This window comes from Amycolatopsis mongoliensis, assembly GCF_030285665.1.
GTDB classification, from domain to species: domain Bacteria; phylum Actinomycetota; class Actinomycetes; order Mycobacteriales; family Pseudonocardiaceae; genus Amycolatopsis; species Amycolatopsis mongoliensis.
The window spans coordinates 5,768,337-5,793,459 of the sequence record NZ_CP127295.1; the positions used below are offsets into that span (position 1 = coordinate 5,768,337).

Here is a 25,123-nt window from a genome sequence, read left to right on the forward strand (position 1 = left end):
CGGGGTGGTCCTGCGGTCGATCCTCCTGTTCCTGGCCGCGGCGGTCTGCGAAATCGGCGGCGCGTGGCTGATCTGGCAAGGCGTGCGCGAACACCGCGGCTGGCTCTGGATCGGCGGCGGCCTGGTGGCCCTGGGCCTGTACGGCTTCGTGGCGACGCTCCAGCCGGACGCCCACTTCGGCCGTATCCTCGCTGCGTACGGCGGGGTGTTCGTGGCGGGCTCGCTGGCCTGGGGGATGGTGGCGGACGGGTACCACCCGGACCGCTACGACGTGCTCGGCGCGCTGCTGTGCCTGGCGGGCGTCGCGGTGATCATGTACGCGCCCCGGACGGCGTAACGGCGGCGGTCGCGGCTCGATAGATCATCGTGACCGAGATGTCCTTTCCGCCCGTACCGCCGTCCACGCCCAAGCCGCGCTCCAGCCTGCGCCTGGTGCTGGTGATGATCGCCGTCATGGTGCTCGGCGCGGGGGCCGGTGTTTACGGCTTCGCGCGGCTGGTGCTGGGGTACGAGGCTTACGTGATCCAGAGCGAGAACATGAGCCCCACCCTGGCGGAGGGCGACCGGCTCGTCGTGCGCCGGGCCGGCGACGCCGAGGTGCACCGTGGGGATCTCGTCACCATCGATCTGAGCGCGTACGCACAGGCGAGCCACGAGGGAGTCAGTGTCGTCCGCGTGGTCGGGGTTCCCGGGGACACGGTCGCCTGCTGCACCGACGAGCACCTCTCGGTCAACGGCAAGCCGATCACCGAGCCTTATATCACTCCGGGTTACGAGGGCCTCTTCGCGTTCTCGGCCAAGGTTCCCGAGGGCACGATCTTCGTCGAGGGCGACAACCGCGGCAATTCCGACGACTCCCGGTTCAGCGGCCCGGTGCGGTTGTCCGGCGTCGGGGGGTTCGTGGTCGCCACCGGCACGGTGATCACCCCGAAGCCATTGACGCCGGTCACCTCGTTCGCCGACGCGGGCCTGCCCGGCACGCCGTTCGAAGACACCACGCTGGCCGGCTTGCGGTGGTGGATCGTCGCCGGGGTGGTGCTGTTCATCGCGGGGTTCACCGGGCTGATCGTGACCGTCGTCCGGAGCGCCGGAAGACGACGAAGAGCAGCCGCAGCCCCACCAGCGCACTGATCACCAGCAGGTTGTAGCCGAACACCTGGTGCAGCGTCAGGTCCGCCGCGATGCGCGGGCCGCCGGTGCCGGTCAGCAGGAGCACCGCCATCAGGCCGGTCGCCGCGCCGACGAAGGCCAGCAGGACCTCGTGCACCAGGCTCGTGACGACGTCGCGGTCGCGCTCGTCGGAGAAGAGCCGGACGTTCACCGACAGCCTGCCCTCCTCGATGGCCGCGCCGATGCGGTCGACGCGGCGGGGGATCCGGCGCAGTACCGGTAGCACCGCCAGCACCTCGGTGAGCGCGGTGTGGCGCAGCGAGTCCGGCCGCAGCCGGGCGCCGACCTGCTCGGCGGCGAACGCGCGGGACTCGGCCAGGACGTCGAACGCGGGGTCCAGCGCGGAGAGCGTTCCTTCGACGGTGGCGAGCGCCCGGAACACCGCGGCGACCGGCGGCGGCACGCTCAGCCGGAAGTCCGCGACGACCCGGAACAGGCTGGTGAACAAGTCGAGGCCGGGGGAGCGGCCGGGACCGAAGTGGCGGGCCACGAGCGCGCCGAGGGCGCGGTCGAGGCGCTGCTCGTCGATGTCGCCGGTGCGGTCGACGATCTCCAGCAGCCCGTCGCGCAGGGCCGCCGGGTCGCCGCGGTCCAGCGCCAGGACGAGGTTCTGCAGGCCGCCGCGCAGCCCGGCGTCGAGCCGGCCGACCGAGCCGAAGTCGAGGAGCCCGAGGCGGCCGTCGGGCAGGAGCATGAGGTTGCCCGGGTGCGGGTCGGCGTGGAAGACGCCGCCGACCATCACCTGGTCGAGCAGGCACCGCAGGAGCGACCGCGCGAGCCGCTTGCGGTCGGCCGCCGGCGCCGTCTCCAGGGGCTTCCCGGCCAGCCGGGACATGACGAGGACGCGCTCGGTGGACAGTGCTTTGTGGACGGTCGGCAGGACGACGTCCGGGCACGAAGTCGCGGCGACGGCGGTGATGTTGCGGGCTTCGATGGTGAAGTCGAGCTCCTCGGCCAGCGCTTCGGCGAAGCCGTCGGCGAGCTCGGCGACCCCGAGCGAGCGTGCCCAGTCCGCACGTTCCTCCAGCGCCGCGGCGACGCGCCGGACGATGTCGATGTCGCGTTCGGCCTGCTCCCGCACGCCCGGGCGCTGGACCTTGACCACGACGTCCTCGCCGCCGCGCAGCCGGGCCCGGTAGACCTGCGCGACCGACGCGGCGGCCAGCGGTTCCGGGTCGAACTCGGCGAAGACGTCGTCGGGCGAGCCACCCAGCTCCTCGGTCAGCACCGCCCACACGGCGTCGGCCTTCGCGGGGGCCACCTGGTCCTGCAGCTTGCCGAGCTCGTCGACGAACACCGGCGGCAGCAGGTCCGCGCGCGTCGAGAGCAGCTGGCCGAGCTTCACGAACGTCACGCCGCCCTCCTCCAGCGCGCGGCGCAGGGACCGGGCGAGCCTGGCGTGCCGGCCCGGCGCGAGATCGGGGTCGCGGCGGCCGACGAGGTAGCGGCCGAGGCCGTGCTTGATCGCGATCCGGCTGATCTGCGAGTACCGGCGGGCGCGCACGACCTTGGCGCGCGCCGCCCGCAGCCGTCCCGCGCCGGCCGGCAGGGCCATCTCGGCGACGAAGAGGAAGATCAGCGTCGCGAGGAAAGCGCTGCCCGCCAACGGGATCAGCAGGCCGACGGCCGCGCCGCCGTTGTGCAGCAGGGAAACCGGGAACGCCTGGCCGATGCCGCCCGCGACGAGCCAGCCGAACCCGGCGCCGCACAGCGCGCGGACGGCGCCGATCCGGACCCCGAGCACCCGCCGCGACGCGACCACCAGCGGCCACAGCACGAGCGCGTAGAGGGGAAGGGTCAGCAGCCCCAGCAGGATGTCCATGCCGCGGAGCAGACCACGGCGGCCGGGCCGGAGGGCTCACGCAGCGGCGGGAGCGGGCTCCCTCCCGCGGGGGAACTACTTTCGGCCGTGGCCCGGAGCGGCGGTGGACTTCTAACCTGACCGCGCGAACCACGGTGAAGTGTTCCCTGAACCGGACGAAGGAGACACGATGAACGGACGCGCGATCGGCCGGGTCGTGGCGCTCGCCACGGCCGTCGCGGCCCCGCTGGGCCTGGGGCTCGCGGTCGCCCCCGGCGCTTCGGCGGCAGCCGTCACGACCTTGTACTACAGCTCGACGGGCGCGCCGGACTACCTCGCCCAGATCGACCGGGGCGCGGCCAACTGGAACGCCGCCGTCACCGACGTGAAGCTGGTCAAGCGGACTTCGGGGGCGACGATCACGTTCCACGAGATCCACAGCGGCGGTTCGTACACGAACACGAACGGCCACGGCCGCGGCGACGTCTACCTGGACACGAGCCAGGTGGCCGAGGGCTTCGACCCGACCCGCATCGCGGCGCACGAGCTGGGTCACAACCTCGGCCTGCCCGACCACTACACCGGGCCGTGCACGGAGCTGATGTCCGGCCACGGCCCGGGCACGGCGTGCAAGAACGCCCAGCCGAGCGCGGCGGAAGCGGCGAAGGTGCAGTCGTTGTGGGTGAACGGTTTCGCGGCCACGGAGCTGCGGAAGGTCGCTTACTAGCCGCTGGGAGCCTGGTTGCCCACAGCTCGGCCGAGATGTGGACAACCAGGCTCCTTTCGCCGGCGATCCGGTTTTCCGTCGGGTCGCGCCGGTACGCTGGAAGCGGGGCCGGACACCCGGAGAGGGCGGGGGCTGCTCCACCGCGAGAGGGAGGCGCCCGCACCCGCCGGCTGCGAAGATCGACCGGTGCGCGTACTCCGCCCCCTGACCAGCAAGGCGACCTACCGCCGCTGGGTCTACCTCGTCCTCGGCGGGGCCATCAGCGTGCCCTACCTGCTGTTTTCCGCGGTCGCCGTGCCGTCGCTGCTGCCGTTCGTCACCACGCTGGAGCGGGCCACGCTGATCGGCGGCGGACTGACCGTCCTCGTCCTCGCCGGCACCGCCTTCCTGCCCGCCGTGCACGTCCTGGAGTCCACCGCGGTCCGTGAGCTGCTCGACGACCCCGTGCCGGACGCGCCCGCGAAACCCCGCACCCGGCCGGGGCGACGCCGCGCCGCGGTGATGTTCGTGCTGCACGTCGTCGCCGGGTTCGTGGTCAGCTTCTTCAGCCTCGCCGCGCCCGTCGCGATCGGGGTTTCGATCAGCGCCGTGTTCACCGGGCACCTCCTGCAGACCGCCGAAGGCGGCGAAGTCACGGTGCCGACGGGCTGGGCCTCGGCGTGGCTGCCCGTCGCGTTCGCCGTCGGTGTGGTGCTGCTGATCTACGCCGTCCGGGCGACCGGCGGCGGGCTGCGCCGGGCCGCGGTCCGGCTGCTGGGGATGACCGCCGCCGACCGGATCGCCCAGCTGGAACGGCGGACCGGGCAGCTCGCCGAGCGCAACCGGCTGGCCAGGGAGCTGCACGACTCGGTCGGGCACGCGCTGAGCGTCGTCACCGTCCAGGCGGGCGCCGCCCGGCGGACGCTGCGCACCGACCCGGGCTTCACCGAACGCGCGCTCGGCGCGATCGAGGAGTCCGCCCGCACGGCCCTCGACGACCTCGACCACGTCCTCGGGCTGCTGCGCGAGGAGGCGGCGGGCCGGGCGCCGCAGCCGGCGCTCACCGAGCTGGAGACCCTGCTCGAAACGACGCGGCTGGCCGGCACCGACGTCACGGCGGAGATCAGCGGCGACCTCGCCGCGGTGCCCGCGGTGGTGTCGCGCGAGGTGTACCGGATCCTGCAGGAATGCCTGACCAACGCGGTGCGGCACGCCGGTAGGGTCCCGGTGACGGTGGTCGTCGACGTCACGGCGCACGGCCTGGTCGCCCGGGTCGCCAACCCGCTGGGGACCGGCACGGGCCACCGCGGCGGCCGCGGCCTGCGCGGGATGACCGAACGGGCCGGGGTACTCGGCGGCGAACTGTCGGCCGGGCGGGTGGACGAGCGGTGGGAGGTCGTGGTGCGGGTGCCGTGGGGGAGCGGGCGATGAGCGCCGGGGTGCTGCTGGTCGACGACGAGCCGCTGATCCGCGCCGGGCTGCGGGCGATCATCGACAGCGAGGACGACCTGAGCGTGCTCGGCGAGGCCGCCGACGGCGCCGAGGTGCCCGGCCTGGTGGCCCGGCTGCGCCCGGACGTCGTGCTGATGGACGTGCGGATGCCCGCGGTCGACGGGATCCGGGCCACCACCCACCTGATGTCCACCTTGGACAATCCGCCGAAGGTGATCGTGGTGACCACGTTCGAGAACGACGACTACGTCTACGACGCGCTGGTCGCCGGCGCCAGCGGGTTCCTCCTCAAGCGGGCCCGGCCGGAGGAGATCGTGGCGGCGATCCGGACCGTGGTGACGGGGGAGTCCCTGCTGTTCCCGGCGGCGATCCGCCGCCTCGCGGCCCACCACGCTCCGGCACCGTCGGGCGACGGCCTGGCCGGGGCGGGGCTGACCGAGCGCGAGCGCGAGGTGCTGCGGCTGATGGCGGGTGGGCTGTCCAATGTGGAGATCGCGGGGGAGCTGTACCTCGGGATCCAGACGGTGAAGACGCACGTGGGCAACGTGCTCGCCAAGCTGGGGGCGCGCGACCGGACCCAGGCGGTGGTCCGGGCGTACGACTCGGGCTTCGTGACCCCCGCGGGCTGACCATGACGAACGTCGAAGTCCGCCCCGCCGGTCCCGCCGATTTCGAAGCCGTCGCCGAGCTGCGGTGGCGCTGGGTCGCCGAGCAGGACGGCCTGCCCGGCGACGGCCGTGCCGCGTTCGTCGCGGAGTTCGCCGCGTGGGCCCGGGAGAACGCGGCCACGCACCGGTGCCTGGTCCTGGCGCGGGCCGGCCGGGTGATCGGCATGGCGTTCCTCGCGGTCACGCCGCGCGTGCCGACGCCGACGGCGTTCGAGCGGGCCAGCGGCGACGTCCAGTCGGTGTACGTGGTCCCGGAGGCCCGCGACGGCGGTCTCGGCGGCCTGCTGATCGACGCGACCTTGCGCTTGGCCGAAGAGCTCGGGCTGGAGCGGGTCACGGTGCATTCGTCGAGCCGGGCGGTGCCGGCGTACGAACGGCAGGGGTTCGCGGTGTCGCCCTCGTTGCTGCAGACGCGGGCGAAGCCGGCGGGCTAGTGTCGCGCGGTGGCAGCCACAGTCAGGAGGCCGGACCCGTGCGGAGCTGGCCGTGGCCGCGCCGGTTCGCGGGTCTGCCGCGGCTTGTCGTGAGTGAGAAACAGGGTTAGAACACGGTTTCTCACTCACGACCCCGGGCCACTGCCAGCGAACCTCGGACGCGCGACGCTAGCCGAGGTCGTCGAGCAGCGCCTGGATCGCCGCGGCCATCGCCGCCGGGTCGCCGTCGGCCGGCCGCAGCACCAGGTCGGGCGAGGCCGGCCGCTCGTAGGGCGCGTCGATCCCGGTGAACCCCTGGATCTCCCCGGCCCGCGCCTTCGCGTACATCCCCTTCGGATCCCGGGCCTCGCACACCTCGAGCGGTGTGTCGACGAAGACCTCCACGAACGGGAGCCCGTCGTGGATCGTCCGCGCCGAAGCGCGGTCCGCGGCGTACGGGCTGATCAGCGACGCGATCGCGACGACACCGGCGTCGGCGAACAGGCGTGCCACCTCCGCCACCCGGCGGACGTTCTCGGCGCGATCCTCCGGGCCGAAGCCGAGGCCCTTGTTCAACCCGTGGCGCAGGTTGTCGCCGTCCAGGAGGTACGCCGGGCGGCCCGCGGCCACCAGGCGGCGTTCCAGCTCCACCGCCACCGACGACTTGCCCGACGCCGACAGCCCGGTCAGCCACACCGTCGCGCCGCGCGTCGGCCGGTCCTCGCGCCGGACCGCCGCCGTGTGCCAGACGACCGGGGAGGCGACCGCGCCGGTGATCATGCCGGCCGCGACCGTGTCCCCGGTGTGCTCGTCGACCAGCAGGAAACCGCCGGTGGTGCGGTTGCGGCGGTAGGGATCGAACAGCAGCGGCGCGCGGGTGCGCAGCCGGATCCGGCCGATGTCGTTCAAGGACAGCGCCGATGCCGTCTCGTCGCGGTGCAGGGTCGTCACGTCGAGCCGGTACTCCAGCCGCTCGACCGAGCCCCGCGTCTCGGTCGTCGTGTGCCGGACCGCGTAGGTCGCGCCCGGCGTCAAGGACGACCGCGAGGAGAACCAGCACACCAGCGCGTCCACCTCGCGGGCCGACTCCGCGCGGTTGCCCGGCCGGCACAGCATCGCCCCGCGGCCGAGGTCGAGGTCGTCGGCCAGTTCGACCGCCACCGCCTGCCCGGTGAACGCCTCTTCCAGCGGCTTCCCGCCCGGGCCCCACACCGCGCGCACCTTCGAGGTGAACCCCGACGGCAGCGCCACGACCTCGTCGCCCGGCTTGAAGACGCCGCCGGCGATGGTGCCCGCGTAGCCGCGGAAGTCCGACCGGCGGATCACGTACTGCACCGGGAACCGGGCGTCGATCAGGTTGCGGTCGGAGGCGACGTGCACCTCTTCGAGCTGGTGCAGCAGCGACGTCCCTTCGTACCAGGGCATGCTCGCGCTGCGGTGGACGACGTTGTCGCCGTGCAGCGCCGAAACCGGCACGAACGTCAGGTCGGCGACGTCCAGCTTCATCGCGAACCGGCGGAAGTCCTCGCGGATCTCGTCGAACCGCTCCGGCGACCAGCCGACGAGGTCCATCTTGTTCACGCACACCACGAGGTGCCCGATCCCGAGCAGCGACGCGAGGAACGCGTGCCGCCGCGACTGCTCGAGGACGCCCTTGCGCGCGTCGACGAGGATCAGCGCCAGGTCGGCGGTGGACGCGCCGGTCACCATGTTCCGCGTGTACTGCAGGTGCCCCGGCGTGTCCGCGATGATGAACTTCCGCTTGGGCGTGGCGAAGTAGCGGTGCGCGACGTCGATGGTGATGCCCTGCTCGCGCTCGGCGCGCAGGCCGTCGGTGAGCAGTGCGAGGTCCGGGTAGTCCTCGCCGCGTTCGCGGCTGGCGCGTTCGACGGCGGCGAGCTGGTCGGTGAAGATCGCCTTCGAGTCGAACAGCAGCCGGCCGATCAGCGTGGACTTGCCGTCGTCCACGCTGCCCGCCGTGGCGATCCGCAGCAGCTGCATCAGAAGTAGCCTTCCCGCTTGCGGTCTTCCATGCCTGCCTCGGAGATCCGGTCGTCGGCGCGCGTCGCCCCGCGTTCGGTGACGCGGGTGGCGGCCACCTCGGCGACCACTTCGGACGGTGTCGCCGCCGCCGACTCCACGCAGCCGGTGCACGTGGCGTCGCCGACGGTCCGGAAGCGCACGGTCGTCTCGTAGGGCGTCTCGCCGTCCACAAGGGACAGGAACCGGGTGGCCGCGAGCAGCATGCCGTCGCGCTGGACCACCGGACGCCGGTGCGCGTAGTACAGCGGTGGCAGCGCGATCCGCTCGTCGCGGACGTACTGCCAGATGTCCAGCTCGGTCCAGTTCGACAGCGGGAAGACGCGGATGTGCTCGCCGCGCCGGTGCCGCCCGTTGTAGAGGTTCCACAGTTCCGGGCGCTGCGCCCGCGGGTCCCACTGGCCGTGCTCGTCGCGGAAGCTGAACACGCGCTCCTTCGCGCGCGCCTTCTCCTCGTCACGGCGGGCGCCGCCGAACACGGCGTCGAAGCCGCCTTCGCGGATCGCCCGCAGCAGCGTGACCGTCTGCAGCCGGTTGCGGCTGGCTCCCGGGCCGGTCTCTTCGACGACGCGCCCGGCGTCGAGGTCGTCCTGCACGCTCGCGACGTGCAGCCGCAGGCCCAGTGCCTCGACCGTCTCGTCGCGGAACCGCAGCACCTCGTCGAAGTTGTGGCCGGTGTCGACGTGCAGCACGGGGAAGGGCAGCGGCGCCGGCCAGAACGCCTTCGCGGCGGCGTGCAGCATCACCACCGAGTCCTTGCCGCCGGAGAAGAGCAGCACCGGGCGTTCGAAGGTCGCCGCGACCTCGCGGAAGACGTGCACGGCCTCCGCTTCGAGCGCGGCCAGGTGCGAAAGCTCGTACGAGGTCACGGACACTTGAAAAAAGTAGAACATGTTCTTGTCATCGGTCAAGCGGTGCGAGACCCTGGGGGCATGGACCTGGTCGTACTCGAAGAGATCAAGCGGCTGAAGTACCGGTACCTGCGCGGGGTGGACCTCAAGCTGTGGGACGAGGTGGGCGACACCTTCACGGTGGACGCCACGGCCGACTACGGGACGCACGCCGTGGGCGGCGACGGGAAGAAGTTCGAGGGGCGCGACGCCATCGTCGAATTCCTCACCAAGAGCCTCGGCAACGGCATCATCACCGTCCACCACGCAGGTCAGCCCGAGATCGAGGTCGACGGCGACACCGCGACCGGGCGGTGGTCGTTCACCGACAAGGTCATCGTGCCCGACCACAAGGTGATCATCGAGGGCGCCGCGTTCTACGAGGACACCTACCGCCGGGAGGCCGACGGCGCCTGGCGGATGTCGCACATCGGCTACGTCCGGACCTACGAGTCGATGCTCTCGTGGGAGGGCAACCCGGGCTTCCGGCTGCTCGCGAACCGCTGGGCCGTGCCCGCATGATCGAGAACGAGTTCTCGTTGACCCGGCCGTTCGCCGAGGCGATCGTCGAGGCGGAGAAACTGATCGCCGAAGCCCCGCCGGCGCAGACCGAGCAGGGCCTCCTGGAGGGGTACGACTACCTCGCCGGCAGCATCCGCGCCTCGCTGCAGATGGCCTGGGCCTACCAGCGCGACTTCCCGTACTTCACCGCGTCCACCGGGCCCTACACGAAGATGGGCCTGGACAACCCGGACACGCTGTACTTCAACGCGAACATCCGCGACGACCGCGAGTACCTCGTCACCGGCGTCCGCGGGACCACCGCCGACCTGAGCTTCCAGATCCTCAACGGCGACTACTCGCCGGTCGTGGTGCCCGACAGCCTCGCCGCGTTCGACGACCGCGCGATCGAGATCGGCGAAGACGGCCGGTTCGAGCTGCGCTTCGGCCCGGCTCGCGAGAACCCGGGGCCGAACTACTTCGTCCTCGGCGAGGGCTCGTCGATGCTCGTGGTGCGCGAGGTGCACAGCGACTGGGCGACGGAGAAGCGCGGCGAGATCCGCATCCAGTGCGTCGACACGGCCGGCCAGGCGCCGCCGGTGCCGGACCGCTCCGCGCTCGCGAAGCGCTACGGCGTCACCGGCAAGATCCTGCTGAGCCGGCTCAAGACGTTCCTCGCCTTCCCGAAGTGGTTCTACGACAACCTGCCGGTGAACACGATGACCGAGCCGCGCTCGACGCCGGGCGGGCTGACCACGCAGTTCTCCTCGGCCGGGCACTACGAGCTCGGCGACGAAGAGGCGATGATCGTCACCGTGCCGAAGTGCGCGGACGCGCCGTACCAGGGCATCCAGCTCGGCAGCCTCTGGTACGTCTCGCTCGACTACATCAACCACCAGACGAGCCTCACCGCCGACCAGGCGCGCGTCGACCCGGACGGCAAGATCCGGTTCGTCATCAGCGAGCGCGACCCCGGCCTGGCGAACTGGCTGGAGCGCACCGGCCACGACCGCGGGTACGTCCAGATCCGCTGGCAGCGGCTCGCGCGGGACCTCGGGCCGGCCGACGGCCCGGTCGTCGAGGTCGTCAAGGTGGACGAGCTGCCGGACCGGCTGCCCTACCACTCGGAGGCACGGGTGACGCCGGCGGAATGGTCGGCGCGGATCGCGGCCCGGCAGGACGCCGTCGCCGCCCGGATGCTGGGGTGAGCATGGAGAACTTGTTGCAGGGCAAGGTGGTCGTGGTCTCGGGCATCGGCCCGGGACTCGGCCGGTCGATCGCCGTGCGCAGCGCGCTGGCCGGCGCCGACGTCGTGCTCGCCGCGCGCACCGAGTCGCGGCTGACCGAGGTCGCCAAGGAGGTCACCGACCTCGGCCGCCGGGCCGTCGCGGTCCGGACCGACATCGACGACGCCGACTCCGCCGCGAACCTCGTCAACGAGGCGCTCGAAGCCTTCGGCCGGGTGGACACGGTGGTGCACAACGCCTTCGCCGTCCCGCCGCTGACCGATCTGGCCACTGTGGACATCGACGCCGTCCGTCAGGGCTTCGAGACCGCCGGGATCTCCGTGCTCCGGCTGACGCGGCTGTTCCTGCCCGCGCTCAAGGAGAGCAAGGGCTCGCTGGTGATGATCAACTCCGCCGTGCTGCGGCACTCGCGGCGGACGTTCGGCGCGTACAAGATGGCGAAGTCGGCGCTGCTGTCGCTCTCGCAGAGCCTCGCGACCGAACTCGGGCCGGACGGGGTGCGCGTCAACACCGTCGCGCCCGGCTACATCTGGGCGCCGAACCTCAAGTGGTACTTCGCCTACCTGGCCCAGGAACGCGGCATCACGCCGGAAGAGGTGTACGCGGAGACCGCGTCCACGATCGACCTGCGCAAGCTGCCGGAGCCCGACGAGATCGCCGACGCCGTGGTGTTCCTCGCCTCGCCGATGGCGCGCGCGATCACCGGGCAGTGCCTCGACGTCAACGGCGGCGAGTACCACCACTAGGAGGATCCATGCTCCCCGGCCGGGAAGACGTCGGCACCGTCGAGGACCTGCACGCGTCGGCCACCAAGCTCACCGGGCTCGCCGACTTCGGCGCCGACGAGTACGTCGAAGGCCTGCGCGTGCTGCTGGAGTCCTACGAAGCCGACGAAGAGCTGACGCCGTTCGGCAACAAGGTGCACCGCGCGATGCTGCGCGGCGCGCTCGTGGCGCGGCTGCTCAGTGAAGCGGGCTGGAAGCAGCACCCGGCGTCGGCTTCGGTGGCGATCGAACGGCCGATCTTCGTGACCGGGCTGCCCCGCACCGGCACGACCGCGCTGCACCGGCTGCTCGCCGAGGACCCGGGCCACCAGGGCCTCGAGGTCTGGCTCGCCGAGGTCCCGCAGCCGCGGCCGCCGCGGGAGACGTGGGCGGGCAACCCGGTGTACCAGGGGATCCAGGCCGGCTACGAACGCCACCACGTCGAGCACCCTGAGTTCATGGGCGTGCACCACATGTCCGCGGACCAGGTGGAGGAGTGCTGGCAGCTGCTGCGGCAGTCGATGCGGTCGGTGTCGTTCGAATGCCTCGCGCACCTGCCGCGCTACTCGCGCTGGCTGGCGAAGCAGGACTGGACGGACGCCTACGCGCGGCACCGGCGCAACCTGCAGCTGATCGGGCTGCCGGACGCGGGCAAGCGGTGGGTGCTGAAGAACCCGAGCCACCTCTTCGCCCTGGACGCGCTGATGGCGGCGTATCCGGACGCGCTCGTGATCCAGACGCATCGGGCGCCGCGCACGATCATGGGCTCGATGTGCAGCCTCGCGGAGAAGGCGGCGGACGGCTGGTCGGCGAAGTTCCGCGGCGAGGTGATCGGCCGTTCGCAGCTCGACCTGTGGGCCCGCGGCGCCGACGAGTTCCGCTCGGCTCGCGCCCGGTACGACGCGGCGCAGTTCTGCGACGTGCGGTACGAGGACTTCGTGGCGGACCCGATCGGCACGGTGTCCACTGTGTACGACCACTTCGGACTGACGCTGACGGACGAGGCGCGGGCGGCGATGACCGCGCTGCACGGGGAAAGCCGGTCGGGTTCGGCGAAGCCCGCGCACAAGTACAGCCTGGCGGACTTCGGCCTGACGCCCGAGGAGGTCGACGAGCGGTTTGCGGGCTACCGCGCGGTGTACGGGTCGTGAGTGGTAATTCGGGTTAGAACCCTGATTGCCACTCACGACGAGCTGCGGCAGACTCGCTAACCGGCAGCTGCCTGCAGGCCGCGGGTGCCGATGCCGCGCAAGACCTCCACCCGGTCCGAGCCCGGCCGGCTGAGCACCCAGCTCGACCCCGGCACCGCCTTCGCGCGCTTCTTCAACGGCGCCAGCAGCCGCGAAACCTCCTGGTACGACCCGATCGAGCCGCTCGCGCAGACCAGCGTCGCCAGCGAAACCGTCACCGGCAGGCCGTCCGCCGTCCAGTGGCGGTCCAACAGCGCGCCCGCCACCGTCGCGATCTCGTCGACGTCGCAGACCACCAGGAAGTCGTCGCCGCCGACGTGGCTGACCCGCATCCGGCGCAGCTGCCCGGTCAGCTCGGTGAGCGCGCCGCCCAGCTCGCGGATCAGGTCGTCGCCGGCGGCGAACCCGGCCGTGTCGTTGACCGCCTTGAACGCGTCGATGTCCAGCCACGCCGCCACGAACGGCTCGCCGATCGTGATCCGGCGGGCCACGTCGCGGGCCACCGTGTCGCTGCCCGGCAGCCGGGTGAGCGGGTTCAGCGCCGCCGCGGCCTCGACCTTCGCCTCGGCCACGCCGCGCACCACCTCGGTCACCAGCACCACACCCAGGCAGCGGCCGACCTCGTCGACCACGACGACGTCGTCGCCGGTGCGGCCCCAGTCGGCGTCGGTGACCAGTTCGAGGAACTCCATCGCGCCCGCGCGGGCCTCGATCGTGTGCGGGGTGTCCGCGAGCCGCGCCGCCGGGCGCTTGGCGTGCAGCGCGTGCCCGTACGGGCCGGTGACCGCGACCAGGAACCGCGTCCGGTCGACCGACCAGCGCGGCCGGTTCAGCTCGTCGACCCCGACGACGCCGCTCGGCGCGTCCGCGGCCGCCAGCACTTCCCGGACCTCGTCGCAGGTCGCGGTTTCCGGCAGCGTCGTGGCCGGGCGGAGGAAGTCGCCGACGCACTGCGCCGGACCCGGCGCGCGCGGGGTGGCCTGGGTTCGGGTGAGCAGCGCCGGGGCGGGGCCGGCGGCCGTCGGCGGGGCGAGCAGGTTCCCCTGCGCGATCCGGATGCCGAGACCGCGGACGGCGTCGAGCTGGGCGTCGGTTTCCACGCCGGTCGCGACGAGCCGGGTGCCGGTGCGGTTGGTGTAGTGCAGCAGCGCCTCGACGACGGCGGCCGACGCCTGGTCGTCCGGCAGCCCCCGCAGCACCGTGCGGTCGAGCTTGACCAGGTCGACCGGCGCCTCGACGAGCAGGCTCAGCGGCAGGTCACCGCGGCCGAGGCCGTCGAGCGCGAGCCGGAAACCGAGTTCGGTGAGCATCCGCATCCCGGCGAGCGCGCGGTCGGCGGGCAGCGGCGCGAACGGCGGGCCGATCTCGAGGACGACGTCGCGGGTGCGGCGTCCGGCGTCGCCGAGCTCCGCCAGGAGGTCGTCGTACATCGCCTGCGGTGCGGCGAGGGTCCGGGCGGAAAGGTTGAGGTGCAGCGGGAGCGACGACTCGTCCTGCCGGACGGCGGCGATCGCGAGCCCGAGGTCGACCTCGGCGAGGCGACCGTCGCGGCGCGCCTGCGTGAGCAGTTCGGGGACGGTGCCGTGGCCCGGCCTGGCCAGCGCTTCGTGAGCCACGACGCCTCCGGTGTGGAGGCTGTACAGCGGCTGGAAAGCGAAGCGGACCGCGCGTGGCGACTTCACGCCCCGATCGTCGCGGGTCGGGCGGCGAAACGAAACCGATGTCGACTGATGTTCACCACCGTTACCCACATCGGAGTAACGCAGCGTGACATCCGCCACTTGTTCAGAGTTGACTTATATAAGTGGCAGCTTGTAGGTTGGCCGGGTGCACGCGTTCGACGTCCTGGGTGATCCGGTCCGCCGCCGGATCCTCGAGCTGCTGGCCGACGGCGAGCGGGCCGCCGGCGCGGTGACCGAGGTGATCCGGGCCGAGTTCGGCATCTCGCAGCCCGCGGTGTCGCAGCACCTGAAAGTGCTGCGCGAGAACGGCTTCGCGGTCGTCCGCCAGGACGGCACGCGGCGGCTGTACGCGGTCGGGCACGCGCCGCTGCGCGACGTCGACGTCTGGCTCGACCGGTTCCGCCGGTTCTGGACCCCGCCGCTGGACGCGTTGGCCACCGAAATCGCCCGCGGCAAGCGCGCCCGGCGCCTCACCGAAGAAGGAGAAGGATCGTGATCGACGTCAGCCACCAGATCAGCGCCGTCCGCCGGACGCTCGGCGACCGGGTGCTCGAAGGGAAGGAGGCCCGCGTCCTCACCATCAGCCAGGTCTACGACACCGACGTCGACGACTTGTGGGACGCCTGCACGAACCCCGAGCGCATCCCGCGCTGGTTCCTGCCGGTCAGCGGCGAGCTCAAGCTCGGCGGGAAGTACCAGCTGGAGGGCAACGCCGGCGGCACGGTCGAGCGCTGCGACCCGCCCAAGAGCTTCGCCGCGACGTGGGAGTTCGGCGGCAACGTCAGCTGGATCGAGGTCCGGCTGACGCCCGAGGGCGACGGCACCCGCTTCGAGCTGGAGCACGTCGCGCACATCGACGAGCGCTGGGACGAGTTCGGCCCCGGCGCGGTCGGCATCGGCTGGGACGGCGCCCTGGTCGGCCTGGTCCTGCACCTGGCCACCCCGGGCACGGCCGTCGACCCGGAGGCGGCGATGGCCTGGATGATGTCGCCGGAGGGCATCCGCTTCATGACGGCGTCGAACGAGGCCTGGTACGAGGCCGACGTCGCGGCGGGCGCGGACCCGGCCAAGGCCCGGGCGGCGGCCGACCGCACGCTGAAGGCGTACACGACCCCGCCGGAGGCCTAACGGTCGGTCTTCTTGACCGCCGTCAGGGTGATCACCGCGTCGGGCGCGACCTCGGTCCCGGGCGCCGGGTCCTGGCCCGTCTGGACCCAGTTGCGGTCCAGGACCAGCATCCGGCCCTGGCCGGTGCCGTCGACCTCGCGCAGGTTGTAGAGCCCCGCGCGCTGCATCGTGTCCTGCGCGTCCTGGTGGTTCATGCCGGAGACGTCCGGCACCTTGATGCGGGCCGCCGGCTTCGAACTCGAGGTGGAGGTCGACGTCAGCGTCGAGGTCGAGCTCGTCGTGCCGGGGCCGCCGGGCGGGGCGCCGCACGCGACCAGGGCGAAAGCGAGTGCTGCCAGCGTCGTGACCATCGCTCGGGACATACCTGGGGGGTACCCACGCACCTGCCCGCCGTTCGGGTGAAGCCGGATAAGGTCGGGCGCATGGATCAGGGCAGCGAGCAGACCGACCCGAGGGCGGTGCGGCGGGACCCCGTCGCCAACGCCGGCGGGTTCACCGACCTGGCGACCAGCCCGTTCCGGATCGACCGCGACCGCATCGCCGCGTCGCCGTTCTTCGCCCGCCTCGGCGGGGTGACGCAGGTGGTCAGCGCCGGCGGCGCCGGGCTCCTGCACAACCGGCTCACCCACAGCCTGAAGGTCGCGCAGGTCGCCCGCGCCATCGCCGAGCGGGTCACCACCGGGGACGACGCCGTCCTCGTCGACAAGCTGGGCGGCTGCGACCCCGACGTCGCCGAGGCCGCCGCGCTCGCCCACGACCTCGGGCACCCGCCGTTCGGGCACCTCGGCGAGCAGACGCTGGACCGCATCGCCCGGCACCGCTTCGGCCTGGCCGACGGCTTCGAGGGCAACGCGCAGACGTTCCGCATCATCACCACGACCGACGTGCGCGGGCCGTCGGCGATCGGGCTCGACCTGACCACGGCGGTGCGCGCGGCCGTGCTGAAGTACCCGTGGCTGCGGCTGCACCACCCGGCACCGCACCCGTCCGAGATGGCCGTGCCGCCGCGCGGCGCGGGCGAGCCGGACGAGGCGCCCGGCACCGGCGCGGCCAAGTTCTCCGCCTACGCCACCGAACTCGACGACTTCGAGCAGGCCCGCGCGGCGTTCGCGGGGCGCGTCGAGGGCTGGCAGCAGACGGTCGAAGCGTCCGTGATGGACACCGCCGACGACATCGCCTACGCGATCCACGACCTGCAGGACTTCCACCGCATCGGCGTCCTGCAGCACGCCCCGGTGGCCGCGGAGCTGGGGGAGTGGCTCGAGCACGCGGGCGAGCTGGCCGCGCTGGACGACGAGACGCTGCACGCGGAGCTGCGCCGCCCGGGCCGTTCGCTCGAACGCGTCCGCCGCCGCATGCACGTCAAGGACGCGTGGATCGTCGACGACGACGCGTTCGCGGCGGCGGTGACCCGGGTCCGCGCGGAGCTGCTCGACGGCCTGCTGGCCGCGGAGTTCGACGGCTCGATCGAGGCGGAGCAGGCCACCGCGGCCTTCTCGGCGAACTGGACGGCGCGCCTGGTCGACGGCGTGGTCGTGCTGGCGTCGCCATCCACCCGCACCGGCCACGTTTCGCTGCGCCCCGCCCAGTGGCACGAGGTCCAGGTGCTGAAGTTCGTGCACCGGCGGTTCGTCCTGCTGCGCCCGGACCTGGCGTTGCACCAGCGCGGCCAGGCGGGGCTGGTGTCGAGCCTGGTCGACGCGCTCGACGCGTGGTTGCTCGACCGCGACGAGGTTTCCCGGCTGCCGCGCCGGTTGCACGACCTGGTGGAGCTGGCGCGGGCGGAGTACACGGAGCTGGCGCGCTCGGCGCCGGAGCTGCTCGTGGGGGCGACGGGGGAACCGGTGTCCGGGCCGGACGCGGTGCGGGGACTGGCCCGGGGCCGGGCGGTGGTGGATTTCGTGGCCTCGCTGACGGACAAGCAGGCGGTGACCCTGCTGGAGGCTCTGTCCGGGCGGGCCGCCCAGCCGTGGTCGGACTCCTTCGTCCTCTGACCGGGTGGTGCCGGCGTAACGGAATTTCGCGGCCGGGACGCCGGCTGCACGGCTCGTCCGCTCGAAGCGCACTGACTCTTGTGGACGTCCCACTCCGCGGAATGCCTTGCGGCCGCCGTCGTCCGGCCGTTTGTCCTGCGGCTGTCCGGTCGGAAGTTCACCGTTGCGCTGAACGGCCTACGACCTCCGGCCGGTTCGGGAAATTATCCATCCTTTGTCACTCGAACGGCGGGTTTTTACGGAGAACTCACCGTACTTGACTTGATCCCGCCGGTGATCACCGGCGATCGGTCAGCGTGAGTCGGGGCACGCGCCTGGAGATATCGGAGGGCGCACGTGCGTCGTACCCGTTCCACGAGATCGAGATCCACTGTGCTCACCGCCGGGGCCGCGGCACTGCTCGCCGCCCTCGGCCTCGTGTCGCCGCCCGTCGCGGGCGCCGCCACCGCGTCCACACCGGACGCCTTCACCGAAACCGCCCAACAGCAGATCGCCGCCCTGCAGGCGGTCAAGGCGGGCCGCACCGCCACCGAGTCCAAAGTGGACAGCAACCTGCTCGCCGCCCAGAAGGGCGTCACCAAGCAGCTGAACGCGCTGCAGTCGGGGGCCCAGGTCTCTTCGGCCGGGACCGTCCTGGTCGACATCCGCGCCGGCAAGGTCTCGCCGGACCTCATCAGCGGGCTCACCAAGGCCGGGGCGGGCATCCGCGCGATCTCCGACCGGTACGCCAGCATCCGCGCCGAAGTGCCGCTGGACCAGGTCACCGCGATCGCCGCCCGCAGCGACGTCAAGCGCGTCGACCAGGCCGACCAGGCGATGACCGCCCACGAGCTGGCCACCCCGGCGACGACGCCGGCCAAGACCGAGACCAAGCAGCAGAAGGCCGACCGCATCGCCGGTGAGCTGCAGAAGGCGGTGGCGAGCAAGTCGCAGCGCAGCGCTGCCGCCGCCGCGACCCTGACCAGTGAAGGCGACCGCGCCCACAACGCCGACATCGCCCGCCAGCAGTTCGGCGTCACCGGCGTCGGCGTCAAGGCGTGCGCGCTGTCCGACGGCGTCGACTCGCTGGCCACCTCGCAGGCCAAGGGCGAGCTGCCGCCGAACGTCGACGTCATCGCCGGGCAGGAGGGCGAGGGCGACGAGGGCACCGCGATGCTCGAGATCATCCACGACCTCGCGCCCAACGCCGCGCTCGGCTTCGCCTCGGCGTTCAACTCCGACGCCAGCTTCGCCGACAACATCCGCAAGCTGCGCTTCGAGTCGCACTGCGACGTCATCGTCGACGACGTCATCTACTTCAAGGAATCGCCGTTCCAGGACTGGATCATCGCCCAGGCCGTGAACGACGTGACCGCCGACGGCGCGCTCTACTTCTCCTCGGCCGGCAACGAAGGCAACGTCGCCGACGGCACCGCCGGGCACTGGGAAGGCGACTTCGTCGACTCCGGCAAGTCGGTCGGCAAGTTCGCCGGCACCGCGCACAACTTCGCCGGCGCCGCGGGCAACCAGATCTACGAGCCCCTCTCGGACGCCTCCTCTGCCGGCGTCCCGGTGACGCTGCACTGGTCCGACCCGCTCGGGCACTCGGCGAACGACTACGACCTCTACCTGCTCAACTCCGCGGGTGCCGTGGTCAGCTTCAGCCAGAACGTCCAGGACGGCACGCAGGACCCGTACGAGATCCTGCAGACGCCGATCTTCGGCGGCACGGGCCTGCGCCTGGCCGTCGTGAAGTTCTCGGGCCAGGCCCGCTACCTGTCGCTGTCCGCGCTGCGCGGCCGGTTCAAGGACTCGGCGGACGGCCTCAAGGCCTACAACACCCCCGGTGTCACGGTCGGCCACTCGGCCGCGCGGGACGCCTTCAGCGTGGCGGCCACCCCGGCGGCCGCGGCGTTCGGCCGGCCCCTGGAGCCGGGCGACCCGGCCAACCCGACCGGTCCGTTCCCGGGTTCGTTCAGCAGCACGTCCAAGGCCGAGCGGTTCACCTCCGACGGCCCGCGGCGCGTGTTCTACGAGGCCGACGGCACCCCGATCACCCCGGGCAACGTCTCCTCGACCGGTGGTGAGGTCCGGAACAAGCCGGAGATCACCGCGGCCGACGGCGTGAAGACCAGCGTCACCGGCTTCAACCCGTTCTTCGGCACCTCGGCCGCGGCTCCGCACGCCGGCGCCATCGCGGCGCTGGTCCTCTCGGGCAACCCCGGCCTGCCGCCGTCGGAGGTCCGTGAAGCGCTGATCAACACCGCGGTCGACATCGAGACCCCGGGTCGCGACAACTTCACCGGCGCCGGCGTCATCCTCGCGGACAAGGTGCTCGCCTACACCGGCGCCAGCCCGCAGCCCCTCGCGGTGGCGAAGCAGCCGACGGTCACCCCGGCCGACGGCGGCTCGTCGCTCGACCCGGGCGACACGGCCAAGGTGACGCTGCCGGTGACCAACGACGGTGACGGCACCGCCGTGTCCACCAGCGTCGTGCTCACCAGCCCGACCCCGGGTGTCACGGTGGCGCCGCGGTCCAAGTCCTACGGCACCATCAGCCCGGGACAGACCGGCGTCAACGACTTCACCATCACCGTGCCGGCGACGCAGCAGCTCGGCGTGCCGGTGGTGCTGAACGCCCGCGTCACCTTCGCCGGCGCGCACTCGCCGACGACGTCGACGTTCTCGCTCCCGGTCGGCACCCCGTCGCCGGTCGCGCAGGACTTCGCCTACACCGGCGCGCCGGTGGCGATCCCGGACAACAGCCCGGTCGGCGCGTCGGTGACCATCCCGGTCACCGGGGTCGGCCGCGCCTCCAAGGTGACGTTCTCCGTGGACGGCACCACGTGCAGCACCGACCCGACCTCGACGACGGTGGGGCTCAACCACTCCTACGTCGGTGACCTGGTCGGCACGCTGACCGCGCCCTCCGGCGCCAAGGCGACGGTGTTCCAGCGCAACGGCGGCTCCGGCAAGAACCTGTGCCAGGTCGTCTTCGCCGACAACGCCGCGGCCGCGTTCAGCTCGGTGACCTCGGCGAACGCGCCGTTCACCGGGACGTGGCGGCCGACGCAGTCGCTGACCGGTGGCTTGACCGGTGCGGCCGTCGACGGCACGTGGACGTTCGCCGTGGTCGACGCGGCGGGCGGCGACGTCGGCTCGATCCGCTCGGTCGCCCTGCACATCAACGGGTTCGTGCAGCCCCCGGCGGCCGGAGCGCCGTCGAACGTGCGGGGGTACACGAACAACGGCCCGGTGCACCCGCTGTAAGCAGTGCTCGATGCGGGGCCGTCGCGGTGATCGCGGCGGCCCCGTACCGTTTCCCCATGGCGAAGGCGCGGCAGGTGGCGGGTGGCGGCCGCGCGGTCGAGGTCCCGCCGGAGCGCCTGGCCGGCTGGTTCGCCCGGTTCGCCGACCGGCACGGCGGCATCGTGACGACCGAAGGTGCGCCGGACGCCGTCCGCGTCACCGCCGCCGACGGCGCCACCGCCACCGCGACCGTCCCCTTCGGACCCTTCGACGGCGGCACCGTCGAGGCGCTCGTGGCGCACGCGCTGGTGCCCCGGCGGATCGCGCTCGTGCTGGTGCGGCTGGGCGGGCACAGCATCGGCGTCGCGCGCGGGGGCCGGGTCGAGCTGTCGCGCACCGGCCGGCACCTCGTGCAGGGCCGCTCCGCCGCGGGCGGCTGGTCGCAGCAGCGCTTCGCCCGGCGTCGCGCGGGCCAGGCGCGGCACGCGCTGCGGGAGGCGGCGCAGGACGTGTTCGAGGTGCTCGTGCCGCGGCTGTCCGAAGTGGACGCCGTGGTGCTCGGAGGCGACCGGCGGGCGCTCGACGAGCTGCGGGAGGACCGCCGGCTGGCCGCGCTGTTCGCCCGCGCGGAGCCGCGCGTGCTGGAGGTCGGCGAGCCGAGCCGGGCGGTGCTCGAGGAAGCGGCCGTGCGGGCGCTGTCGGTGCAGGTCACGCTGCGCGACGGGTGAGACCGCACACGTCCGGAAAATCCGGTGGACCCCGGCCCGTACACTGGTCTCCGTGGATATCCAGCTGGAGTGACGCCGCGGCCGGCCGCCGAGCCGCCCGACGCTGTCTTTTTGGCAGACACAGTCCTCCGTTCACCCCCGTCCACGGGAGTTTCCCTTGATCACGGCCACCGGCCTTGAGCTGCGCGCGGGTTCGCGCATCCTGCTCGATGGCGCCACCGTCCGCATCCAGCCCGGCGACCGCATCGGCCTCGTCGGCCGCAACGGCGCGGGCAAGACCACCTCGCTGAAGGTCCTCGCCGGCGAAGGCGAGCCGCACGCGGGCGAGGTCCGCCGCACCGGCGAGCTCGGCTACCTGCCACAGGACCCGCGCGAAGGTGATCTTTCGGTCACCGCGAAGGACCGCGTGCTTTCCGCGCGTGGTCTCGACAAGCTGATGCGCGACATGGAGAAGGCGCAGGTGTCGATGGCCGAGCTCGTCGACGACGCCGCGCGTGACAAGGCCATCAACCGCTACGCCCGGCTCGAGGAGCGGTTCTCCTCGCTGGGCGGGTACGCCGCGGAGAGCGAAGCCGCGCGGATCTGCTCGAACCTCGGCCTGGCCGACCGGATCCTGGCGCAGACGCTGCAGACGCTCTCCGGCGGGCAGCGCCGCCGCGTCGAGCTGGCGCGGATCCTGTTCGCCGCGGCCGAAGCCGGCGCGGGCGGCAAGTCCGAGACGATCCTGCTGCTCGACGAGCCGACCAACCACCTCGACGCCGACTCCATCAACTGGCTGCGCGGGTTCCTCAAGCAGCACGACGGCGGCCTGGTCGTGATCAGCCACGACGTCGAGCTGCTGGCCGACGTCGTCAACAAGGTGTGGTTCCTCGACGCCACCCGTGGCGAGCTCGACCTGTACAACATGGGCTGGCAGCGCTATCTCGACGCGCGCGCGACCGACGAGAAGCGCCGCCGCCGCGAGCGTGCCAACGCCGAGAAGAAGGCCTCGGCACTGCAGCAGCAGGCCGCGAAGCTCGGCGCGAAGGCGACGAAGGCCGTGGCGGCCAAGAACATGGCGCGCCGCGCGGAGCAGATGCTGTCCGCCCTCGACGAGACCCGGGTGGCCGACAAGGTCGCCCGGATCAAGTTCCCGGACCCCGCGCCGTGCGGCCGCACGCCGCTCACCGCGGAGGGACTGTCGAAGTCCTACGGCTCGCTCGAAATCTTCACCGGCGTCGACCTCGCCATCGACCGCGGCTCGAAGGTCGTCGTACTCGGGCTGAACGGCGCGGGAAAGACCACTTTGCTCCGGCTCCTCGGCGGAATGGAAACCCCGGACACCGGTGAGATCGTGCCGGGTCACGGAATGCGTTTGGGCTATTACGCACAGGAACACGAAACTCTTGATCATGATGCGTCGGTGTGGGAAAACATCCGACATCTCTCACCGGACACCGGTGCTCAGGAGTTGCGGAACCTGCTCGGTTCGTTCCTCTTCACCGGCGAACAACTCGACCAGCCCGCCGGCACGCTTTCCGGCGGCGAGAAGACCCGGCTCGCGCTGGCGGGCCTGGTCTCCAGTGCTGCCAACGTGTTGCTCCTCGACGAGCCGACCAACAACCTCGACCCGGCCAGCCGTGCCCAGGTCCTGGACGCTTTGCGCAGCTTCTCGGGCGCCGTCGTCCTGGTGACGCACGACCCCGGCGCGGTCGAGGCGCTGGAGCCCGAGCGGGTCATCCTGCTGCCCGACGGCACCGAGGATCACTGGTCGGCGGACTATCTGGAACTTGTCCAGCTTGCGTGATCGATGCGTCCATTCGGGTGCAAGATCACTCCCGCCGGGCACTGGAATGGCCCAATGTGATCGCAGTTTCAGCTGATTTACGTCTGTCGTCTGGCATTCCGGCGCTCAGTGTTCGATCATTGCCCCGGCAGGGGCCGATATGTGGCCCAGAACACTCTCGGCGGGAAGGCGATCGACGTGGCTGATCTCAAGAAAGGCGCGCGGATCACCGGCAACACGCGCGACAAGCTGGCCGCTGACCTCAAGAAGAAATACGAGAAGGGGTCGAGCATCCGGGCGCTCGCGGAGTCCACAGGGCGTTCCTACGGGTTCGTCCACCGGGTGCTGTCGGAGTCCGGAGTCCAGCTGCGGGGGCGCGGCGGGGCGACCAGGGTCAAGAAGAAGTAGTCGAGGACTGCTGCGCGGGGGGCGCAGTGGGAGCTTCGGCCACGCGGAACGTCAGGTGGGCCCCGAGCAGGACCAGCGGGTACACCAGGTAGCCGTAGCGGGTGGCCGGGGTGAGCAGGATCAACGCGCCGAGTCCGACGGCGATGCGCAGCAGTGCGCCGGAGCCGTTCGCGGGGGGCCGGCGCACCAGCCAGACGACCATCGCCACGGCCGCGGCGCCGACGAGTGCGAACGCCGCCACCTGGCCCACCGGGCCGGTTTCGGCGATCAGGTGGCCTGGCAGCGGGCTCGCCGCGGGCGACCGCACGACGCCCATCCCGAGGGGAAAGCGGAAGACGTGCTCCACGAACGCCGCCGGGTCCACGAGGTACACGGGCAGGTGCAGCGCGGCGGTGGTGGCCACCAGCGCTGACGCGAACCGCCCCACCGCGGGCCAGTCGAGCCCTGTTTTGCGGCGAACCCAGCCTCGGCGTACCAGCACGAACACCGCCAGGACCGCGGCCGCGGGCGCGACGATGAGCTTCGCGCTGACGACCAGCGCCAGCACCAGGCCCGACCAGGCGGCCCGCCCGGTCGCGGCGAGCGCGCAGGCGAGCACCAGCAACCCGACGATCGCCAGGTCCGGCCCGGCGACCGCCCAGGTGAGCGCGGTGAGCGGGCAGGCCAGCGCGAGCTGGGCCGCGCCGACCGGGACCTTCGGCCACTTCAGCAGTTTCAGCGTGCCCAGCACGCACGCGCAGGCGGCCAGGGCGAACATCCAGCGGGCGTCGGTGAGCGCGTCGCCCAGCGGGGTGCCGCCGGCCAGCGCGCGGGGCAGGCCGAAGACCGCCATCACCGGGCCGTAGGGGGTGTAGTCGTTGACCTCCGGCGCCCGGCCGAGCGCGGTGACGTCGACGTACGGGGTTCCGTGGTGCAGCAGCAGATCCGCGGACCGCTCGATCACCCAGACCTCGGGCTGCGCGGCCCACGAGAAGGGCGTGATCAGCCAGTCCACTCCGGTCAGTCGGCGGATCACCAGAAGCAGCAACGGAAGGATCATTGCCAACAGCGCGACCGCGGCGATCCCGCACCAGCGTGAGCCGAGTACGCCGCGTGGCGTACGCCCGGTTCGTGCGGACAGCAGCAGCCAGCCGCTGTGCAGCGCGCCCAAGCCGTACGCGACCGTCGCGAAGGTGCCCCAGACCCGGTAGCCGTAGAACTCGGACTTGAGCGCCGTCGGCAGCGCGAAGGCGAGGCAGGCGAGGTAAAAGCCGAGGTCCCAGCGCAGTGCGGCGAGGCCGGGAGCCTGTGCGGGTGCCGTGAAGAGCCGTGCCGCGCGCCGCCATGCGGGCGCCCGGCCCACCTCCGT

Annotated in this window: 23 protein-coding genes; 17 read left to right on the plus strand and 6 right to left on the minus strand. The window is 72.2% G+C overall.

Features of this window, described 5'->3' with window-relative positions; all coding sequences use genetic code 11:
• The first annotated feature begins 4 nt into the window (after window positions 1-4).
• Together QRX60_RS28075 and lepB are read left to right on the plus strand one after the other, a co-directional pair.
• Window positions 5-337: a YnfA family protein gene (locus QRX60_RS28075; protein ID WP_285994423.1), complete on the plus strand. Its 333-nt coding sequence runs from the start codon at window positions 5-7 to the stop codon at window positions 335-337.
• A gap of 38 nt (window positions 338-375) precedes the next feature.
• Window positions 376-1,131 carry a signal peptidase I gene (gene lepB, locus QRX60_RS28080; RefSeq protein ID WP_285994424.1) on the plus strand — a complete coding sequence of 252 codons (756 nt, stop codon included), beginning with the start codon at window positions 376-378 and terminating at the stop codon, window positions 1,129-1,131.
• Here the strand turns inward: lepB and QRX60_RS28085 are convergent.
• The gene (locus QRX60_RS28085) at window positions 1,055-2,992 is read right to left on the minus strand and encodes an ABC1 kinase family protein (protein ID WP_285994425.1); all 1,938 of its coding nucleotides are present in this window, start codon (window positions 2,990-2,992) and stop codon (window positions 1,055-1,057) included. The genes lepB and QRX60_RS28085 overlap by 77 nt on opposite strands.
• Before the next feature lie 169 nt (window positions 2,993-3,161).
• Here QRX60_RS28085 and QRX60_RS28090 point away from each other — a divergent pair, with 169 nt between their 5' ends.
• The 4 genes from QRX60_RS28090 (at window position 3,162) to QRX60_RS28105 (ending at window position 6,231) form a co-directional block, all read left to right on the plus strand.
• Window positions 3,162-3,698, plus strand: a complete 537-nt coding sequence (locus QRX60_RS28090; RefSeq protein ID WP_285994426.1) for a snapalysin family zinc-dependent metalloprotease — start codon at window positions 3,162-3,164, stop codon at window positions 3,696-3,698.
• A gap of 186 nt (window positions 3,699-3,884) precedes the next feature.
• Window positions 3,885-5,108 (plus strand): sensor histidine kinase, encoded by a 1,224-nt coding sequence (locus tag QRX60_RS28095; protein WP_285994427.1) that lies wholly within the window; start codon window positions 3,885-3,887, stop codon window positions 5,106-5,108.
• A complete protein-coding gene (locus QRX60_RS28100) occupies window positions 5,105-5,758 on the plus strand; it encodes a response regulator (RefSeq protein WP_285994428.1) in 654 nt (217 codons plus the stop codon). Before QRX60_RS28095 ends, QRX60_RS28100 begins: the two co-directional genes overlap by 4 nt.
• A gap of 2 nt (window positions 5,759-5,760) precedes the next feature.
• Window positions 5,761-6,231, plus strand: coding sequence for a GNAT family N-acetyltransferase (locus QRX60_RS28105; protein ID WP_285994429.1), 471 nt, complete (start codon window positions 5,761-5,763; stop codon window positions 6,229-6,231).
• Window positions 6,232-6,399: 168 nt separating this feature from the next.
• Here the strand turns inward: QRX60_RS28105 and cysC are convergent, their stop codons facing one another.
• Window positions 6,400-8,211 carry an adenylyl-sulfate kinase gene (gene cysC / locus QRX60_RS28110; RefSeq protein WP_285994430.1) on the minus strand — a complete coding sequence of 604 codons (1,812 nt, stop codon included), beginning with the start codon at window positions 8,209-8,211 and terminating at the stop codon, window positions 6,400-6,402.
• Window positions 8,211-9,143: a sulfate adenylyltransferase subunit CysD gene (gene cysD, locus QRX60_RS28115; RefSeq protein WP_286003717.1), complete on the minus strand. Its 933-nt coding sequence runs from the start codon at window positions 9,141-9,143 to the stop codon at window positions 8,211-8,213. The genes cysC and cysD overlap by 1 nt, the downstream gene beginning before the upstream one ends.
• 39 nt (window positions 9,144-9,182) lie before the next feature.
• On the opposite strand from cysD, the gene QRX60_RS28120 reads away from it, so the two are divergent.
• From QRX60_RS28120 to QRX60_RS28135, 4 genes are read left to right on the plus strand one after another with little or no spacing between them, the layout of a single operon-like run.
• Window positions 9,183-9,662 (plus strand): nuclear transport factor 2 family protein, encoded by a 480-nt coding sequence (locus QRX60_RS28120; RefSeq protein ID WP_285994431.1) that lies wholly within the window; start codon window positions 9,183-9,185, stop codon window positions 9,660-9,662.
• The gene (locus tag QRX60_RS28125) at window positions 9,659-10,849 is read left to right on the plus strand and encodes a hypothetical protein (RefSeq protein WP_285994432.1); all 1,191 of its coding nucleotides are present in this window, start codon (window positions 9,659-9,661) and stop codon (window positions 10,847-10,849) included. The genes QRX60_RS28120 and QRX60_RS28125 overlap by 4 nt, the downstream gene beginning before the upstream one ends.
• A 2-nt stretch (window positions 10,850-10,851) precedes the next feature.
• Window positions 10,852-11,634: an SDR family oxidoreductase gene (locus tag QRX60_RS28130; protein ID WP_285994433.1), complete on the plus strand. Its 783-nt coding sequence runs from the start codon at window positions 10,852-10,854 to the stop codon at window positions 11,632-11,634.
• 8 nt (window positions 11,635-11,642) lie between these two features.
• On the plus strand, window positions 11,643-12,803 hold the full coding sequence (locus QRX60_RS28135; RefSeq protein WP_285994434.1) for a sulfotransferase family protein: 1,161 nt from the start codon (window positions 11,643-11,645) through the stop codon (window positions 12,801-12,803).
• A gap of 56 nt (window positions 12,804-12,859) precedes the next feature.
• On the opposite strand, the gene QRX60_RS28140 is transcribed toward QRX60_RS28135, so the two are convergent.
• Entirely contained in the window at window positions 12,860-14,524 is a 1,665-nt protein-coding gene (locus QRX60_RS28140) for a GGDEF domain-containing protein (protein WP_285994435.1), read from the minus strand.
• A gap of 145 nt (window positions 14,525-14,669) precedes the next feature.
• Between QRX60_RS28140 and QRX60_RS28145 the strand changes: the two genes are divergently transcribed.
• Complete coding sequence (locus QRX60_RS28145) at window positions 14,670-15,020, plus strand: ArsR/SmtB family transcription factor (protein WP_285994436.1); 351 nt, start codon at window positions 14,670-14,672, stop codon at window positions 15,018-15,020.
• On the plus strand, window positions 15,017-15,652 hold the full coding sequence (locus tag QRX60_RS28150) for an SRPBCC family protein (RefSeq protein ID WP_285994437.1): 636 nt from the start codon (window positions 15,017-15,019) through the stop codon (window positions 15,650-15,652). Before QRX60_RS28145 ends, QRX60_RS28150 begins: the two co-directional genes overlap by 4 nt.
• Here QRX60_RS28150 and QRX60_RS28155 read toward each other — a convergent pair.
• Entirely contained in the window at window positions 15,649-16,014 is a 366-nt protein-coding gene (locus tag QRX60_RS28155) for a PASTA domain-containing protein (RefSeq protein WP_285994438.1), read from the minus strand. The genes QRX60_RS28150 and QRX60_RS28155 overlap by 4 nt on opposite strands.
• A gap of 60 nt (window positions 16,015-16,074) precedes the next feature.
• Here QRX60_RS28155 and QRX60_RS28160 point away from each other — a divergent pair, with 60 nt between their 5' ends.
• The 5 genes from QRX60_RS28160 to QRX60_RS28180 all read left to right on the plus strand — a co-directional run bounded on the left by QRX60_RS28160 (window position 16,075) and on the right by QRX60_RS28180 (window position 23,775).
• On the plus strand, window positions 16,075-17,646 hold the full coding sequence (locus tag QRX60_RS28160) for a deoxyguanosinetriphosphate triphosphohydrolase family protein (protein WP_285994439.1): 1,572 nt from the start codon (window positions 16,075-16,077) through the stop codon (window positions 17,644-17,646).
• 372 nt (window positions 17,647-18,018) lie between these two features.
• Window positions 18,019-20,895: a S8 family serine peptidase gene (locus tag QRX60_RS28165; RefSeq protein ID WP_285994440.1), complete on the plus strand. Its 2,877-nt coding sequence runs from the start codon at window positions 18,019-18,021 to the stop codon at window positions 20,893-20,895.
• 56 nt (window positions 20,896-20,951) lie between these two features.
• Window positions 20,952-21,602: an acVLRF1 family peptidyl-tRNA hydrolase gene (locus QRX60_RS28170; protein ID WP_285994441.1), complete on the plus strand. Its 651-nt coding sequence runs from the start codon at window positions 20,952-20,954 to the stop codon at window positions 21,600-21,602.
• A gap of 157 nt (window positions 21,603-21,759) precedes the next feature.
• Window positions 21,760-23,388 (plus strand): ABC-F family ATP-binding cassette domain-containing protein, encoded by a 1,629-nt coding sequence (locus tag QRX60_RS28175; protein WP_285994442.1) that lies wholly within the window; start codon window positions 21,760-21,762, stop codon window positions 23,386-23,388.
• A gap of 177 nt (window positions 23,389-23,565) precedes the next feature.
• The gene (locus QRX60_RS28180; protein ID WP_003071237.1) at window positions 23,566-23,775 is read left to right on the plus strand and encodes a helix-turn-helix domain-containing protein; all 210 of its coding nucleotides are present in this window, start codon (window positions 23,566-23,568) and stop codon (window positions 23,773-23,775) included.
• Here the strand turns inward: QRX60_RS28180 and QRX60_RS28185 are convergent.
• A complete protein-coding gene (locus QRX60_RS28185) occupies window positions 23,762-25,117 on the minus strand; it encodes a glycosyltransferase 87 family protein (protein WP_408630281.1) in 1,356 nt (451 codons plus the stop codon). The genes QRX60_RS28180 and QRX60_RS28185 overlap by 14 nt on opposite strands.
• Window positions 25,118-25,123: the final 6 nt, after the last annotated feature.

What these genes read in the sequence shown, in the direction of transcription:
- QRX60_RS28100 (WP_285994428.1), top strand. Translation starts at nt 5,105, where the DNA reads ATGAGCGCCGGGGTGCTGCTGGTCGACGACGAGCCGCTGATCCGCGCC.
- QRX60_RS28155 (WP_285994438.1), bottom strand. Translation starts at nt 16,014, where the DNA reads ATGTCCCGAGCGATGGTCACGACGCTGGCAGCACTCGCTTTCGCCCTG.
- lepB (WP_285994424.1), top strand. Translation starts at nt 376, where the DNA reads ATGTCCTTTCCGCCCGTACCGCCGTCCACGCCCAAGCCGCGCTCCAGC.
- QRX60_RS28160 (WP_285994439.1), top strand. Translation starts at nt 16,075, where the DNA reads ATGGATCAGGGCAGCGAGCAGACCGACCCGAGGGCGGTGCGGCGGGAC.
- QRX60_RS28125 (WP_285994432.1), top strand. Translation starts at nt 9,659, where the DNA reads ATGATCGAGAACGAGTTCTCGTTGACCCGGCCGTTCGCCGAGGCGATC.
- QRX60_RS28085 (WP_285994425.1), bottom strand. Translation starts at nt 2,992, where the DNA reads ATGGACATCCTGCTGGGGCTGCTGACCCTTCCCCTCTACGCGCTCGTG.
- QRX60_RS28090 (WP_285994426.1), top strand. Translation starts at nt 3,162, where the DNA reads ATGAACGGACGCGCGATCGGCCGGGTCGTGGCGCTCGCCACGGCCGTC.
- QRX60_RS28130 (WP_285994433.1), top strand. Translation starts at nt 10,852, where the DNA reads ATGGAGAACTTGTTGCAGGGCAAGGTGGTCGTGGTCTCGGGCATCGGC.
- QRX60_RS28135 (WP_285994434.1), top strand. Translation starts at nt 11,643, where the DNA reads ATGCTCCCCGGCCGGGAAGACGTCGGCACCGTCGAGGACCTGCACGCG.
- QRX60_RS28105 (WP_285994429.1), top strand. Translation starts at nt 5,761, where the DNA reads ATGACGAACGTCGAAGTCCGCCCCGCCGGTCCCGCCGATTTCGAAGCC.
- QRX60_RS28120 (WP_285994431.1), top strand. Translation starts at nt 9,183, where the DNA reads ATGGACCTGGTCGTACTCGAAGAGATCAAGCGGCTGAAGTACCGGTAC.
- QRX60_RS28170 (WP_285994441.1), top strand. Translation starts at nt 20,952, where the DNA reads ATGGCGAAGGCGCGGCAGGTGGCGGGTGGCGGCCGCGCGGTCGAGGTC.
- cysC (WP_285994430.1), bottom strand. Translation starts at nt 8,211, where the DNA reads ATGCAGCTGCTGCGGATCGCCACGGCGGGCAGCGTGGACGACGGCAAG.
- cysD (WP_286003717.1), bottom strand. Translation starts at nt 9,143, where the DNA reads ATGTTCTACTTTTTTCAAGTGTCCGTGACCTCGTACGAGCTTTCGCAC.